This window comes from Streptomyces sp. NPDC002588 (genome assembly GCF_040295925.1).
Taxonomy (GTDB): Bacteria; Actinomycetota; Actinomycetes; order Streptomycetales; family Streptomycetaceae; genus Streptomyces.
This window is the reverse complement of record NZ_JBEOWF010000051.1, coordinates 1-14,936: the sequence shown is the minus strand read 5'-3', so window position 1 is coordinate 14,936 and position 14,936 is coordinate 1. Positions and strand designations below refer to the sequence as shown.

General features: G+C 72.2%; 16 protein-coding genes. 9 read left to right on the top strand and 7 right to left on the bottom strand.

Annotation, left to right across the window (positions count from 1 at the left end; genetic code table 11):
- Positions 1–124: 124 nt before the first annotated feature.
- The 3 genes from ABT057_RS40535 (at position 125) to ABT057_RS40525 (ending at position 3,034) form a co-directional block, all read left to right on the top strand.
- Complete coding sequence (locus ABT057_RS40535) at positions 125–1,708, top strand: ABC transporter substrate-binding protein (protein ID WP_352348954.1); 1,584 nt, start codon at positions 125–127, stop codon at positions 1,706–1,708.
- A 91-nt stretch (positions 1,709–1,799) separates the two neighbouring features.
- On the top strand, positions 1,800–2,492 hold the full coding sequence (gene ung, locus ABT057_RS40530) for a uracil-DNA glycosylase (RefSeq protein ID WP_352348953.1): 693 nt from the start codon (positions 1,800–1,802) through the stop codon (positions 2,490–2,492).
- A gap of 77 nt (positions 2,493–2,569) precedes the next feature.
- Positions 2,570–3,034: a hypothetical protein gene (locus ABT057_RS40525; RefSeq protein ID WP_352348952.1), complete on the top strand. Its 465-nt coding sequence runs from the start codon at positions 2,570–2,572 to the stop codon at positions 3,032–3,034.
- Positions 3,035–3,066: 32 nt separating this feature from the next.
- On the opposite strand, the gene ABT057_RS40520 is transcribed toward ABT057_RS40525, so the two are convergent.
- The 3 genes from ABT057_RS40520 to ABT057_RS40510 form a co-directional block, all read right to left on the bottom strand.
- Positions 3,067–3,561 carry a hypothetical protein gene (locus ABT057_RS40520; RefSeq protein ID WP_352348951.1) on the bottom strand — a complete coding sequence of 165 codons (495 nt, stop codon included), beginning with the start codon at positions 3,559–3,561 and terminating at the stop codon, positions 3,067–3,069.
- Between the two features lie 113 nt (positions 3,562–3,674).
- The gene (locus tag ABT057_RS40515) at positions 3,675–4,187 is read right to left on the bottom strand and encodes a DinB family protein (protein ID WP_352348950.1); all 513 of its coding nucleotides are present in this window, start codon (positions 4,185–4,187) and stop codon (positions 3,675–3,677) included.
- Positions 4,188–4,255: 68 nt separating this feature from the next.
- Positions 4,256–4,861 (bottom strand): TetR/AcrR family transcriptional regulator, encoded by a 606-nt coding sequence (locus ABT057_RS40510; protein WP_352348949.1) that lies wholly within the window; start codon positions 4,859–4,861, stop codon positions 4,256–4,258.
- An 81-nt stretch (positions 4,862–4,942) separates the two neighbouring features.
- On the opposite strand from ABT057_RS40510, the gene ABT057_RS40505 reads away from it, so the two are divergent.
- Positions 4,943–6,121, top strand: a complete 1,179-nt coding sequence (locus tag ABT057_RS40505) for an FAD-dependent monooxygenase (protein ID WP_352348948.1) — start codon at positions 4,943–4,945, stop codon at positions 6,119–6,121.
- A 10-nt stretch (positions 6,122–6,131) separates the two neighbouring features.
- Entirely contained in the window at positions 6,132–7,043 is a 912-nt protein-coding gene (locus ABT057_RS40500) for a Gfo/Idh/MocA family protein (RefSeq protein ID WP_352348947.1), read from the top strand.
- Here the strand turns inward: ABT057_RS40500 and lnt are convergent.
- From lnt to ABT057_RS40480, 4 genes are all read right to left on the bottom strand, one after another.
- Entirely contained in the window at positions 6,961–8,556 is a 1,596-nt protein-coding gene (gene lnt / locus ABT057_RS40495; RefSeq protein WP_352348946.1) for an apolipoprotein N-acyltransferase, read from the bottom strand. The genes ABT057_RS40500 and lnt overlap by 83 nt on opposite strands.
- A 72-nt stretch (positions 8,557–8,628) precedes the next feature.
- The gene (locus ABT057_RS40490) at positions 8,629–9,084 is read right to left on the bottom strand and encodes a nuclear transport factor 2 family protein (RefSeq protein WP_352348945.1); all 456 of its coding nucleotides are present in this window, start codon (positions 9,082–9,084) and stop codon (positions 8,629–8,631) included.
- A 175-nt stretch (positions 9,085–9,259) separates the two neighbouring features.
- A complete protein-coding gene (locus ABT057_RS40485) occupies positions 9,260–9,439 on the bottom strand; it encodes a hypothetical protein (RefSeq protein WP_352348944.1) in 180 nt (59 codons plus the stop codon).
- A gap of 196 nt (positions 9,440–9,635) precedes the next feature.
- Entirely contained in the window at positions 9,636–10,511 is an 876-nt protein-coding gene (locus tag ABT057_RS40480; RefSeq protein WP_352348943.1) for an undecaprenyl-diphosphate phosphatase, read from the bottom strand.
- 763 nt (positions 10,512–11,274) lie between these two features.
- On the opposite strand from ABT057_RS40480, the gene ABT057_RS40475 reads away from it, so the two are divergent.
- Genes ABT057_RS40475 through ABT057_RS40460 form a run of 4 tightly spaced genes read left to right on the top strand, consistent with a single transcriptional unit; the run spans position 11,275 to position 14,818 of the window.
- Positions 11,275–12,459 (top strand): Gfo/Idh/MocA family protein, encoded by a 1,185-nt coding sequence (locus ABT057_RS40475; RefSeq protein WP_352348942.1) that lies wholly within the window; start codon positions 11,275–11,277, stop codon positions 12,457–12,459.
- Positions 12,456–13,385, top strand: a complete 930-nt coding sequence (locus ABT057_RS40470) for a DUF6807 domain-containing protein (RefSeq protein ID WP_352348941.1) — start codon at positions 12,456–12,458, stop codon at positions 13,383–13,385. Before ABT057_RS40475 ends, ABT057_RS40470 begins: the two co-directional genes overlap by 4 nt.
- On the top strand, positions 13,382–14,089 hold the full coding sequence (locus tag ABT057_RS40465) for a cupin domain-containing protein (RefSeq protein WP_502974044.1): 708 nt from the start codon (positions 13,382–13,384) through the stop codon (positions 14,087–14,089). Before ABT057_RS40470 ends, ABT057_RS40465 begins: the two co-directional genes overlap by 4 nt.
- 30 nt (positions 14,090–14,119) lie before the next feature.
- Positions 14,120–14,818, top strand: a complete 699-nt coding sequence (locus tag ABT057_RS40460; RefSeq protein ID WP_352348940.1) for a hypothetical protein — start codon at positions 14,120–14,122, stop codon at positions 14,816–14,818.
- Positions 14,819–14,936: the final 118 nt, after the last annotated feature.

Genomic DNA, 14,936 nt, shown 5'->3' with positions numbered 1-14,936 from the left:
GGGGCATGACAACGTCGTCACGATTCTCCCTGATCAATAACGCTTTCCCCTCACCGGTTGAGCCTTCCCGGCCCTGCGGTATGGTCTGGCCACTCTTGGCAGGGCTTTACCGAGGAGCGTGCGCGTGTTCAACCGGAACCGATCTGTGCAGCAGGTGGCTGCGATCGTGTCCCTGTCCCTGGTGAGCGGATGCGGTCTGCTGAGCGGCGAGAGCTCCGACGACGCCGGTCCGATCGTCGTGGGCACCACCAGCGCACCCAGCACCCTGGACCCCGCGGCGGCCTGGGACGGCTCCTGGGAGCTGTTCCGCAACGTCTACCAGACGCTGCTCTCCTACCCCACCGGCGCGACCTCGCCCGAGCCGGACGCCGCCGAGAATTGCCAGTTCACGGACAACACCAGCCGCACCTACCACTGCAAGCTGCGCGCCGGCCTGAAGTTCTCCAACGGCGACACGCTCGACGCGAAGGCCGTGAAGTACTCCATAGACCGGATCAAGGCGATCGACGCGATCACCGGACCCGCCGGGCTGCTCGGCAGCCTGGACAGCGTCACGGTGCGGGGTGACCGCGACGTCACCTTCAACCTCAACGAGTCCGACGCGACCTTCCCGTTCGTGCTCGCCACCCCGGGCATGTCCATCGTCGACCCCGACGACTACCCGGCGACCGCCCTGCGCAAGGACTCCGGAATCGTCGGCTCCGGCCCCTACCGGCTGGCGTCCTACACCGAGGGCAAGCAGGCCGAACTCGTACGCAGCGACAACTACAAGGGCTTCGCCGACCGCAAGAACGACGCGGTGACCATCCGCTACTTCCAGGACTCCACCGAGATGGTCAAGGCGCTGCGCGGCGGCGACATCGACCTCACCTACCAGGGCCTCGCCGCCGACGACATCGTCAACCTGGACACCAAGAGCAGCGAGAACGAGGGGCTGCAGCTCATCGAGGGCGCCGGCAGCAACATCAACTACCTGGTGTTCAACCCCAAGGACGAGTGGTCCAACAAGCTCGCAGTGCGCCGGGCCGTCGCCCAGGTCGTCGACCGGGACGCGATCGCCCACCAGGTCTACCAGGACACCGTCGACCCGCTGTACTCCATGGTCCCCTCGGGCCTGACCGGGCACACCACCGGCTTCTTCGACGACTTCGGCAAGCCCGACGCCAAGAAGGCCCGCGCGATCCTCCGCGCGGCCGGCATCACCGAGACCGTCCCCCTCACCCTCTGGTACACCACCGACCGCTACGGCTCCGACACCGCGCTGGAGTTCAAGGAGCTCAAGCGCCAGCTCGACGCCTCCGGCCTGTTCAAGGTCACCCTCAAGAGCCGTCCGTGGAACACCTACGTGAAGGGCTACGAGAAGGGCGAGTACCCGGTGTTCGGCCGTGGCTGGGCGCCCGACTTCCCGGACCCCGACAACTTCATCGCCCCCTTCGTCGGCGAACAGAACGCCCTCGGCACGCCCTACCCGGAAAAGCAGATCACCCAGGTGCTGCTGCCCCGCTCCCGCCAGGAGAGCGACCGGGCCAACGTGGTGAAGGAGTTCGAGGAGGCCCAGCAGATCCTGGTCAACGACGCCCGGCTGCTGCCGCTGTGGCAGGGCAAGCAGTACCTCGCCGGCAACGAGGACATCTCCGGTGCGGAGCGCTCCCTCGACCCCTCCACGATCATGATGATGTGGGAGCTGTCCCGGAAGACCAGCTGGTAGCGGGCCGGTCCGGCGGTCCGGCGGGTCCGATGTCAGTGGTCGCCTGTAGGTTCTGTGGTCTGGAAGCGACCGTACGACAAAGGACGTTGACGTGACCGACATCGCCATGCTGCCCCAGTCCTGGCGCGGGGTCCTGGGCGACGAGCTGCAGCAGCCCTACTTCAAGGAGCTGACCGAGTTCGTCGAGGAGGAGCGGGCGAAGGGCCCGGTCTACCCGCCGCGCGAGGAGGTGTTCGCGGCGCTCGACGCGACGCCGTACGAGCGGGTGAAGGTCCTGGTCCTCGGCCAGGACCCGTACCACGGCGAGGGCCAGGGCCACGGCCTGTGCTTCTCGGTGCGGCCCGGCGTGAAGATCCCGCCGTCGCTGCGCAACATCTACAAGGAGATGCACGAGGAGCTGGGCACGCCGATCCCCGACAACGGCTATCTGATGCCGTGGGCCCAGCAGGGTGTCCTGCTGCTCAACGCGGTCCTCACGGTCCGCTCCGGGGAGGCGAACTCGCACAAGGCCAAGGGCTGGGAGAGGTTCACGGACGCGGTGATCCGCGCCGTGGCCGACCGGCCCGACCCGGCCGTCTTCGTCCTGTGGGGCAACTACGCGCAGAAGAAGCTCCCGCTGATCGACGAGACCCGGCACATCGTGGTCAAGGGCGCGCACCCCTCCCCGCTGTCGGCGAAGAAGTTCTTCGGCTCCCGCCCGTTCACCCAGATCAACGAGGCCGTGGCCCGGCAGGGCCACGACCCGGTCGACTGGACGATCCCGAACCTGGCCCAGAGCCTGTGACACCGGAGCCCGGTGGTGCCTGAGCGGGATTGCCGGTGGGTGCGGCTAGCGTCGTCCCGAGGACACGAGGAGGCGCTGTGGCGGAGCGACAGGGACGGACGGCGCCGGACGCCGTGCTGACACGCATCGGGCAGGTCGTGATGCTGCACCACGGGGGAGACCGCGAGGAGGCCCGGCGCAGATTCCTCGACCTGTGGACGGAGCTCGGGGAGGACGGCGACCCGCTGCACCGCTGCACCCTGGCGCACTACCTGGCCGACACCCAGGACGACCCGTTCGACGAGCTGGCCTGGGATCTGCGGGCGCTGACGGCCGCGGAGGAGCAGGAGGGGTCGCTCGAGGTCAAGGCCATGTACCCCTCGCTGCACCTGAACCTGGCGGCCGACTACGCCCGGCTCGGCCGCCCGGAGGCCGCCCGCACCCATGTCCGCAGGGCTCGCGGCGCGGCCGCGGCGCTGGGGGACGACAGCTACGGGGACGGTGTCCGGGCGGCGATCAGCAGGATGGAGCTGCGGTTGGGCGTGCCGGGCCCGGGGGACTGACGGGGAATCCCCCCTCGTCCGAGGGGGGATCTCTACCTACGGCCGTACGTCTGTTCGCAGATCACCGACTGCGGGCTGTCGGACCGCCAGGCGCCGTACTGCCTGCCGAGCGCGCAGACATCGGTGTCCCGGCGGACCTCCGCCGCGACCTCCGGAATCTCGACGGGCGGCCGGTGATGCCGGCGCGGCTGCGAGTGGGCCGGCCAGGGGTGGGTGTGCTGCCGCCTTGGGTGGGTGCGGGACGAGGGCGGCCGCTCGGCCGGGGCGGCGGCCGCGGGAGGCTGCCGCCGCTTCCTCAGGGTCGTCGCCTCCCCGGTGCGCGGCGTACCGACCATCTCCAGTGCCTCACGGGCCGGCGCCTGCACCACCTGGAGCTCGGCCTGTCCCTCCGGCCGGGGACCGGACGCCGGCGACGGCACGGCGGCCGGCGGCCCGGGCACGGGCGGGCGCTGGACGGTCACGCATCCGGAGAGGGCCGAGAGGGCCATGGTGAGCAGGAGCGTCGCGGTAGTCGTCGTTCGATGCACCCGCGCAACTCTGGCGGCTCCGGCACCCCGTGCGGGCCGCGGACAGGCGAAGAATGGTCCCCACGGGTGATCGCATGCCCCTTAAGGGGGGAGCCTGGCCGCCGGAGCTGACGTCAGTCGCCCGTCGCGCCGTCGATCCGCTCGCGCAGCAGGTCGGCGTGACCGTTGTGACGGGCGTACTCCTCGATCATGTGCGTGTATATCCACCGCAGGCTGAACGGCTCCTCGGTGAACCGGCTACTGCCCTTGGACAGGTCGTCCAGCGCGACGTCGGCGGCGTGCTGCCGGGCGGCCTCGATCTCGGCCTGCCAGGTGGCGTACGCCTCCTCCCAGGTGTCCTCCTCGGTGAGGTGGAACTCGCCGTCGGGGTCGGCCTCGCTGAAATACAGGGGCGCGGGGTCTTCACCCGCGAGCACCTTGCGGAACCAGCCGCGCTCCACCTCCGCCATGTGCCGCACCAGCCCCAGCAGGGACAGCTCGGACGGCGGCACCGCGGCCGTCCGCAGCTGGTCGTCGGTGAGGCCCTCGCACTTCCACTCGAGCGTCTTGCGGTGGTAGTCCAGCCAGCCTTCCAGCATCGTGCGTTCGTCGGCGTTCTGGGCGGGTTCGGCGCGCTGCGTCGTCATCCCCGCATGATGGCCGAACCCGCCTGCCGCGGCCACGGGTTTTTCCGCGGGGCCCTTCCGCGGGGGTTTCAGCGGCCCAGCATCCCGGCGAGCAACTCCCGCAGTCCCGTGCGCACCTCGTCCAGGTCCGGTGTCCGGGCGCTGAAGGACCCGGCCACGCAGGCGAACATCAGCCCGTCCGCCCAGGCCACCAGCGACAGTGCGTGCCGGGCCGGGTCCGGCGAGCCCGCCGCGGCGGCCAGCGCCGTCAGCCGGTCGCGGAAGACGGCGCCGGTCGCGTCGTAGAAGGCGCGCAGCCCGGGGCGCCGGGTCGCCTCCAGGGCGAGTTCGTAGCGGGCGACGAGCAGCTCGCGGTGGCCGGTCAGGGAGCGGTGGACCGCCAGGGCCAGGGCCCCGGCAAGTGTGTCGAGGCCGCCCGCCGGGTCCGGCATCTCGTCCAGCGCCAGCACCCGCGCCTCCCGTTCGGCGAGCCGCCGTACGGCCAGGCCGAGGAGCGCCTCGCGGGTACGGGCGAGATTGGAGGTCGAGCCCTGTGCCAGCCCCGCGGCCTCGTCCACCGCCCGGTGGGTCAGCCCGCGCATCCCGCGCTCGGCGAGCAGGGCGAGGGCGGCGTCGGCGACGAGCTCGCCGCGCGAGGGGCCGGGGGAGCCGGGTGCGGTGGTGCGTACGGACATGAGCTCAACCTACCGCCTGGACTACAGCCGTAGTATCGTCGGCCGGAGACGGTCTACTACATCTGTAGTGAGGGGCGTGTCATGGCGAAGTCACGCGTGGCGGTCGTGGTCGGCGGCGGGATCGGCGGACTCACCGCCGCCGTGGCACTGCACCAGCGCGGCTGGCAGGTCACGGTCCTGGAGCGGGCCGCCACCCTCGCCCCGGTCGGCGCCGCCATCTCGCTCGCTCCGAACTCCCTGCGCGCCCTGGACGTCATCGGCGCCGGCGAGGAGATCCGCGACCTCGCGGCCTGGCAGGGAGACGGAGGCCTGCGAACCCCGCGGGGCCGCTGGCTGTCCCGGACCGACGCGGACGCGGTCGCCGCCCGCTTCGGCGGGCCGCTGGTCCTGCTGCACCGGGCCACCCTCGTCGCCACCCTGGCCGCGCTGCTCCCGCCGGACACCGTGCGCACCGGTACGCCCGCCGCCCTCGCCGACCCGGGCGACACCGACCGCCCGGCCCGGGTGAGCGTCCCCGGCGGCGAGCTGGAGGCCCACCTCGTGGTCGCGGCCGACGGCATCCACTCCGCCGTACGCCGCACCCTCTTCCCGGATCACCCGGGCCCGGTGTACTCCGGCTTCACCACCTGGCGGGTCGTGATCCCGCTGCCCGGTGTGGCGTTCGCCTCCCACGAGACCTGGGGGAGGGGCCGTATCTGGGGCTCGCACCCGCTCAAGGACGGCCGGGTGTACGCGTACGCCGCCGCCCTCGCGCCCGAGGGGAAACACGTCCCCGACGAGCGCACCGAACTCCTGCGCCGCTACGGCGACTGGCACCGGCCCGTCCCGGAGATCCTCGCCGCCGTCCGCCCCGAGGACGTCCTGCGGCACGACGTGCACCACCTCGCCGAGCCCCTGCCCGCCCTCCACCGCGGCCGCGTCGCCCTCCTCGGAGACGCCGCGCACGCCATGCCCCCCACCCTCGGCCAGGGCGGCAACCAGGCCATCGAGGACGCCGTCGTCCTGGCGTACCACTGCGCCGGCCTCCCGGCCTACACGGCGGCCCGCCTGCCCCGTACGACCGCCGTGGCGCGCAAGGCGGTGCGGACGGCGCACCTCGTCCTGGCCACGAACCCGGTCGCCGTCGCCGTACGGAACACCCTGATCGCCGCGCTGGCGGCGGCCGGGCCCGCCCTGTTCCTGCGGAGCTTCGACGGGATCGCCGACTGGCGGCCGCCACACCCCCCGTATGCTGCGGTGGAGGCCCGCGGTACCAGGTGAGGGAGCGCCCGTGAAGGTCGGCTGCATCGGACTCGGTGACATCGCGCAGAAGGCGTACCTGCCGGTACTGGGCGCGCTGCCCGGGCTCGAGCTGCACCTCCAGACCCGGACGCCCGCCACCCTCGACCGGGTCGCCGACGGCCTGCGCCTGCCCGCCGGGCAGCGCCACCGCGACCTGGACGCACTCCTTGCCGCAGACCTCGACGCGGCCTTCGTGCACGCGCCCACCGGCGCCCACCCCGAGATCGTCGCCCGGCTGCTGGCCGCGGGCGTCCCGACGTACGTCGACAAACCGCTGGCCTACCGGCTCGCCGACTCCGAGCGGCTGGTGACGCTCGCGGAGGAGCGGGGCGTGTCCCTGGCCGTCGGCTTCAACCGGCGCTTCGCCCCCGGCTACGCACAGTGCGCCGACCATCCGCGCGAGCTGATCCTCATGCAGAAGAACCGGATCGGGCTGCCCGAGGAGCCGCGCGCCATGATCCTCGACGACTTCATCCACGTCGTCGACACCCTGCGCTTCCTGGCGCCCGCCCCGGTCGACGACGTGACGGTGCGGGCCCGCGTCGAGGACGGGCTGCTGCACCACGTCGTCCTCCAGCTCTCCGGGGACGGCTTCACCGCGCTCGGTGTGATGAACCGCCTCAGCGGTTCCAACGAGGAGATCCTCGAGGTCTCCGGGCAGGACACCAAGCGTCAGGTCGTGAACCTCGCCGAGGTGATCGACCACAAGGGCCAGCCGACCGTGCGCAGGCGCGGCGACTGGGTGCCGGTGGCCCGGCAGCGCGGCATAGAGCAGGCGGTCCTCGCCTTCCTGGACGCCGTGCGGGCGGGAAAGGTGCTCAGCGCCCGGGACGCGCTGGCGACCCATGAACTGTGCGAGCAGGTGGTCCGAGCGGTACGGGAGCGCTCCGGCGCAGCCTGACCGCCCGCGCCCCCTCCGTCAGGCCCAGCGCGATCAGCACCAGCAGGGCCACGTCGACCGGCCAGTCGCCGTAGCGGACGTAGGGGGTGATGCCGTCGGCGAGCGGGACGTCGTAGACGGCGGTGGTGCTCGCGTCCGTGCCCAGCCGGGGGCCGATCCGCCGGCCGCTCGCGTCGTAGACGGCGGAGACGCCGGTGAGCGTGGAGTGCACGAACGACCGCCCGGTCTCCGCGGCGCGCAGCGCGCCCAGCGAGGCGTGCTGCGCGGGCGCCCAGCTGTGCTGGAAGGAGGAGGTCGAGGACTGGGCGACCAGCAGGTCCGCGCCGTCCTCGGCGAGATGCCGGCTCATGTCGGGGAAGGCCGTCTCGAAGCAGATCATCGGGCCGATCCGCAGCCCCGGCGCGGCCTTCATCACGACCTGCTCGGTGCCGCGCCGCCGGTCCTCGCCGGCCGCCTTGCCGACGGAGGTGGCCCAGCCGAGGAGGGAACGGGCCGGTATGTACTCGCCGAACGGCACCAGCCGCATCTTGTCGTACCGGTCGCCGGTGGGGCCGTCCGCGCCGACCAGGATCGAACTCTTGTAGATCCCGGGCCGGTCGGAGCGGCGGGCGTCGACGTTGACCAGGATGTCGGCCCCCGTGACGCGGGACAGCTCGGCGATTCGGCCGGCCAGATCGGGCCGCTCCACGAGGTCGTACCCGACACTGCTCTCGCCCCAGACGATCAGGTCGACGTCCTGCCCGGCCAGCCGCCGGGTCAGCTGCGCCTCACGGTCGAACCGGGCGTCGACGCCGTCCACGACACCCGCCTGCACGACGGCGATCCGGGCCCGACCGTCGGGGTCGGGGCGCGGCGCCCACGCCCAGGCCGCCGAGGCGGTGGCCGCGGTCGCGACGAGCCCTGCGACGGCCGGCACCCGGGACGCCGGGACGGAGACGAGGACGGCGACGGCCACGTTCACCGCCACCACCAGGAAGCTCAGCAGCCACACCCCGCCCACCGAGGCGAGCCGCAGCGCGGGCTCCACCTGCCACTGACTGGCCCCGAGCATGCCCCACGGACCGCCCAACCCCTGCCAGGAACGGACCAGTTCGACGGCGAGCCAGGCGGAGGGCAGCACGAGGAGCGCGCCGAGGACCTGCCCGCGGGTGGGCGGCGAGCCGCCGTCTCCCGCGGACAGGAGGCGCCGCGCGAGCCACCCCCAGGGCGCCCACAGCGCACCGAGGAGCGCGGCGATGACCAGGGTGAACACATTCAGGCTCGGCAGCAGCCAGTGGTGCATCGCCAGCATGAAGCCGAAGCCGCCGCACCAGCCGTCGTAGGCCGCCCGCTTTCCCGTAGGGGCGGAGCGGGCCAGCAGTATCCAGGGGACGAGGGCGCCGTACGCCCACCACCACAACGCCGGTGCCGGGAAGGCGAGGACGGGCAGCGCGCCCGCCGAGGCGGCGAGGGCCGAGCGTCGCCAGGGGGAGCTGAGCCAGGGGGAGCCGAGCCAGTGGCCGAACGTCTTCACGCAGCACCTCCCAACCCGGTGATGCCTCAAGTGTGCGCCCCGTGGACGATCTCCGACAGGGCGACTTTCGGATCATCCCGGCAGCCGGCGCCACTTCTCCTCCACGACCACCTCGCGCAGCCGCCATCCGTCGTGTGTCCGCAGCAGCGCGAAGGCATACCGGCCGCCGCACACGAAGTCGGGGTGGTCACCGTCGCTCGTGGCGAACCGCATCGGGTTGACGTAGTCGGCCCGGACCTGCGCGGTGTCCCCGTCGTCCTGCTCCAACACCCCGAACCGCACCTGGCGGTTGACGATGAGGTGCTGCCGCATGGAGAACAGGCCCAGGCTCTGCGCGAGCCACGCGCAGACGTTCCCCACATCCCCCTCGATCCCTCCGGCCGAGCGGTAGTCCGCCCGCCCGTCCGGCGTGAACAGGTCTCGGTACGCCGCCCAGTCGCCGTCGTCGACGGCGGCCGCGTAGTCGGTGACCAGACCGTCGACGGCCAGCCGGTCCATCACGGTGGCGAGCTCCACACGCTGCGTCATGGGCCCGAGTGTTGGGCATGACGGCCCCACAGCCAAGGGGCGTGCCACGAGATCGGGACATCCGGTGCCGTCCACGGTGCAGGGCGGTGGGGCTGTTCCCCATGAACGGGAAGCCGGTCCGACAACCGGCCCATCAGGAGCCGGAGTTCCGCATCCGCATCCGAACCGCGCGGGCTCAGGCCGCCGTGACCACGTCGCCGCGGATCGCCGCGGCCCACTCGACCACCAACAGCTCGTACTCCGCCCGCTCCTGGGCCGACAGGGAGCCGCCGGCGCGCAGCCACAACGACCGTATCCGGTCGTTTAACTCGGCGGCGGACAGCACGGAACCAGGAGTATGGGAATCGGGGGACATGGCCCAAGCCTAGGCGCAGAGACTGACACTGCGCTACCGACCCGCTACGCGCTCCGCTATGGGCTTGGTCACGGTTGATCGATCAATTGGGCGGAGAGCCAGGAGAGTTCGGCGTCGGTCCACCGTCGTGGAGTTGGACGTGGTCGAGGAAGCCCACGTCCCCGCCGGGATCGCCGTCGCTGGACGGCTCGCGGGATCAGCCCGCCGACTCCGCGGCGTGCGGGCTCAGGGCGCCCGTCGCGACGAGGGCGATGATCACGACGCCGAGGGCGACGCGGTAGTAGACGAACGGCATGAAGGACTTGGTGCTGATGAACTTCATGAACCATGCGATGACGGCGTACCCGGACACGAACGCGATCACCGTCGCGAAGAGCGTCGGCGGCCAGTCCACATGGCCGCCCTCCAGCGCGTCCTTCGTCTCGAAGATCCCGGAGGCCAGGACCGCGGGAATGGCGAGGAGGAACGAGTAACGGGCCGCGGCCTCGCGCTTGTAGCCCATGAACAGGCCGCCGCTGATCGTCGCGCCCGAGCGGGAGACGCCGGGGATGAGGGCGCAGGCCTGGCAGAGACCGAAGATCAGGCCGTCCCTGACGCCCAGGTTCTCCAGCTTCTTGCGCTGCTTGGGTGCGCGGTGCTTCCCGCCCGTCTCGTCGCGTGCCGCCAGCCGGTCGGCGATGCCTATGACGACACCGATCACGACGAGCATGGTCGCGGTGATCCGCAGGTCGCGGAACGGGCCCTCGATCTGGTCCTTGAGTGTGAGCCCCAGCACTCCGATCGGAATCGAGCCCACGATCACCAGCCAGCCCATCTGGGCGTCGTGGTCCTTGCGCATCTCCTTGTTGTAGAGCGACTTCGACCAGGCCGCGATGATCCGCCCGATGTCCTTGCGGAAGTAGATCAGCACCGCTGTCTCCGTGCCGATCTGGGTGATCGCGGTGAACGCGGCCCCCGGGTCCTTCCAGCCCGAGAAGGCCGCGGTCAGCCGCAGATGCGCGCTGGAGGAGACGGGAAGGAACTCGGTCAGCCCCTGGACGAGTCCGAGGATGAGGGATTCAAACCAAGACATGAGGTTATGGAGTCCAAGTGCCGATCGGTGCGGGGCACGCGGTCGGCGGCCCGCCTAACGCGCGTGATCAAGAGGGTGTGTGAAGGAAGGGTAGCGGTCCCCGCGGACAGGCCCGCCACAGGGTCCGGTCCTGGGCGGCGGGCCTTTCGCGGGGTCGGATCCGCAGGCACGGCCCTCTCTCCGAGCGGGGTCTCCCCCGGGGCGGGCCGCTCAACGGCCGCGTGGGGTCCGCGTCTCGGCGTCGGTCCCGACGCGCTCTCCGCGGCGTCGGGCCGCTCTGGTTGCTCCTTGCTGGTTGCTCTTGGCGGTGGGCTGCTCGCGGGCCGGGTCCCCGGTGGCGGACCTGTCGCAGGGGGTGGCCCCCGGGGCGGACCGGCCGTCGCGGGGCCGGTCATGGGCGGTGGGCCTCAAGCGGAGGGGCGGTCAGCGGCGGTGGGCTGCTCGCGGGCCGGGTCCCGGGCGGCGGCTCTCTCAGGGCGCGGATTCCTCCCGGCGGCGCGTTCGCGCGGTTCCCCACCGGCGGGCGCCCGTTCGCGGGGTTCTCGTCCCGGCGGCGGCCCGTTCGCAGGGTCCGCTCCCGGGCGGCAGCCCGCTCGCGGGGGCGTGGCCCCGGCCCGGGTCCGTCGTGGCGGTTCCGTGGGTGGCCTGTGACCTCGTTCGTCGGTCGCAACCGGATGGTTGACCGGCGCCCGGCCGCCGCATACTTTTGCTGCCGAGCGGAAAGCGCTTGCTGCCGGTTTCAAGAGGAGTGCTGATCACGCCCATGTCCCCATCCGCTCCGTCCGAGCCGTCCGCACCCTCCCTCGCGCCCCTCGACGGCCGTCGCATCCGGGCGGCCGTCATCGGTACCGGTGCGATTGGGCGCGGTTCCCATCTGCCCGCCCTCCAGCAGCTCGCCGCCGAGGGGGAGACCGAGGTGGTCGCGGCCGTTGACATCGATGCCGCGGCGGTCGAGGCGTTCTGCGCGGAAGGCGGGGTTCCGCACCCCTACACCGACCTGGAGCGGATGCTCGCGGAGCAGCGCCCCGACCTGGTGACCATCTGCACCCCGCCGACCCTGCACCGCGAGCAGAGCGTGGCCGCGCTGCGGGCCGGCGCCTGGGTGTGGTGCGAGAAGCCGCCGGTGCCGACCCTCGCCGACTACGACGCCGTGGAGGCGGAGGAGGGGACCGGGGGCGGGCCCTACGCGTCGATCGTCTTCCAGCACCGCTTCGGCTCCGGCACCCGGCACGTCCGGCGGCTGCTCGACGCGGGGGCTCTCGGCCGGCCGCTGGTCGCGCACTGCCAGACCACCTGGTACCGGGACGGCGCCTACTACGCCGTGCCCTGGCGGGGCCGCTGGGAGACCGAGGGCGGCGGTCCCGCGATGGGCCACGGGATCCACCAGATGGACCTCCTCCTCGACCTGCTCGGGCCGTGGAGCGAGGTGCGGGCCATGGCCGGCCGGCTCGTCCACGACGTCGAGACGGAGGACGTGTCCACCGCCCTGCTCCGCTTCGACAGCGGCGCGATGGCGACGATCGTCAACAGCGTCCTCAGTCCCGACGAGGTCAGCCGTATCCGTATCGACTGCGAGCGCGCCACGGTCGAGCTCACCCACCTCTACGGCCATTCGAACGCCAACTGGCGCATCACCCCGGCCCCCGACACGGGCGGTGACGAGGTGGCCGCCTGGCAGGACTTCGGTCCGGACGTGCCCAGTTCGCACCTCGCGCAGCTGCGCGAGCTGGTCGCCAGCATGCGCGCCGGTGAGCGGCCGCGCAGCAGCGGTGCCGACGGGCGCACCAGCCTGGAGCTGGTCACCGCGCTGTACAAGTCGGCGTTCACCGACACGACGGTCAGGCGCGGGGAGATCGGCCCCGGTGACCCGTACTACACCGCCCTGCACGGCGGCGCCCCCGGCTGGGCGCCGGGCACCGTCCCGGCGGACGTGGAGGTGCCCGCATGACGACGGCCCTGCGTCTCGTGCACGCTCACGGCGACCGCATCACGGTGACCGATCCGGCCACCGGTGTCGAACTGCTCGCCTACGTCTACCGGCCGGAGGCGGCCTGGGAGGCGCCGAAGCCGTACATCCACCCGATGCGGACGCTCAAGGGCGATGTCGTCACCGACTACCGCCCCAACGACCACCGCTGGCACAAGGGCCTGTCCCTCACCGCGTCCCACCTCTCGGGCGCGAACCTGTGGGGCGGCAACTCCTACGTCCACGGGGAGGGGTACCTCGCGATCCCCGAACGGGTCGGCTCGATGGCCCACGTCGGCTTCGACGAGGTCTCCGCGGACGGCGGGGGTGCGGTCGTCGCCGAGCGGCTGACCTGGCATCCGTACGGCGGCGAGCTGTGGGCCGAGGAGACCCGTCGGATCGAGGTGCGCGACCTCGACCGGGAGTCCGGTTCCTGGGCGCTGACCTGGACGACCGCCGTCACCAACCGGCGCGACGAGCCGCTGCGCTTCGGCAGCCCGACCACCGCCGGACGTGAACTGGCGGGCTACACCGGCCTGTTCTGGCGCGGCCCGCGCGCCTTCCGCGACGGCCGGATCATCGGCCCCGAAGGCGAGGGCCCGGAACTGATGGCCTCGCAGAGCAGCTGGCTCGCGGTCTCCGGCGAGCACGACGGCACCGACGGGTTCGCCACCGTGGTCGTCGAGCACGCGCCCGAGAACGACCACTCCGGCGCCGGGGGAGCCCACCCCGCCCACTGGTTCGTCCGCAACGAGCCCTGGGCGGGCATCGCCCCCTCCTGGGCCTTCTTCGACGAGCTGGAACTCGCGCCGGGCGACACCCTCACCCGCCGCTACCGCGTGGTCGTGGCCGACGGCGCCTGGGGGCGGGAGGAGATCGCCTCGTACCTGAAGGCGCACCCCTGGTGACCGCGTACCAGGGCCTCCCCGGCGGGGTCGCCGTCTCGCGTCTGTGCGTGTACGACTGGCCCGCGGCCGACGGTCTGCACGGCGGAACCCCCCATCTCCACCTGGCCTGTTCGGAGGGGTACGTCGTCACGGGCGGCCGGGGTGCGGTGCAGACCCTGACGGTCTCCGGGTACGAGGTCACGCCCCTCGCGCCCGGTACGGTCGCCTGGTTCACGCCGGGCACCGTCCACCGGCTGGTCAACGAGGGCGACCTGCGCATCACCGTCCTGATGCAGAACAGCGGCCTCCCGGAGGCGGGCGACGCGGTCCTCACGCTGCCCCCGGAGTACCTGGCCGACCCGGAGACGTACGCGGCCGCGACCGTCGTCCCGGCCGGCGCGCCCGAGGAGGAACAGGTCCGGATCGCCCGCGCGCGGCGCGATCTCGCCCTGGAGGGCTACCGTGCCCTGCGGGAGGCTCCCGAGGGGCTCGCCGCGTTCCACCGCGCGGCCGCGGCTCTCGTACGGCCCCGGCTCGCCGAGTGGCGTGACCGCTGGGAGCGTGGCGCGCGGGCGGCGGCCGAGGCCACGGGGGAGCATCTGGACCGGCTGGCGGACGGCGACGTCTTCCACCTCGCGGACGCCGTCGTACGGGCCGAACAGCCGTCTGTGTACGGGAAGTTCGGGATGTGCGGGCGGCTGGACGTGTACCGGTCGGCCCAGTGATGTCACACCCTCGGTGCACAATGCCGGGCCATGACGCACTCCACGACCGACTGGTCAAAGCTCTCGCACGCCTACGGGCCCGCTGACGACATCCCGGGCCTCTTCGCCCGGCTCGACGGCGGCCCCGGGGACAAGGAGGTCTGGCACGAGCTCTGGTCGTCGCTGTGCCATCAGGGCAGTGTCTACAGCGCGAGCTTCGCGGCCCTGCCGGTTCTCACCGACATCGCCGTGGGCCGTGCTCCCGGCGGCAGGGACGACGCGGTGTCGCTGGCCGGGTTCATCGTCGCCGAGGCGGACCCGGAGGACCGGACCCGTTATGCGGGTGAGATCGCGGAGCTGCTGGTGGTGGGCCGGGAGTGCCTGGCGAAGGCGCCGGCCGACGATCCGAAGAACTATGTCTATCTGGTGCAGTTCCTGCTCGCCTTCGAGGGCGTCCCCTTCTGGTCCCGGGAGCTGGAGCCGCTCCTCGAGGAGTTCGAGGCCGGCTGTCCGGAGTGCGGGGACACCACCGTCGTCATGGTGGGGGAGTACCGCGAGGACTGCGAGGCCGAGCTGCACCCGGCCGACCCCGCCGGGCTGACCGGGATCGGCGCCCGGCTGCACTCGATGGCCCTCGCGGCCGGGCAGACCGAGGTGGCCGGGTGGCTGCTGTACCTCTTCGGCGGGGTGACCTGTATCGCGTGCGAGACCGTGTTCGGCCTCGCGGAGAGCGCCGAGGCGGAAGGCTGACGGGACTTTCGACACACGACCTAAGCTTGTCCTACCTTCCAAGTGTGGGTCCGAGCTGGTCATTCGTAAGATCGGCGGACCCGGGGTTCTGGGTATGGCTGTGAGCTTGTCGCCGTTG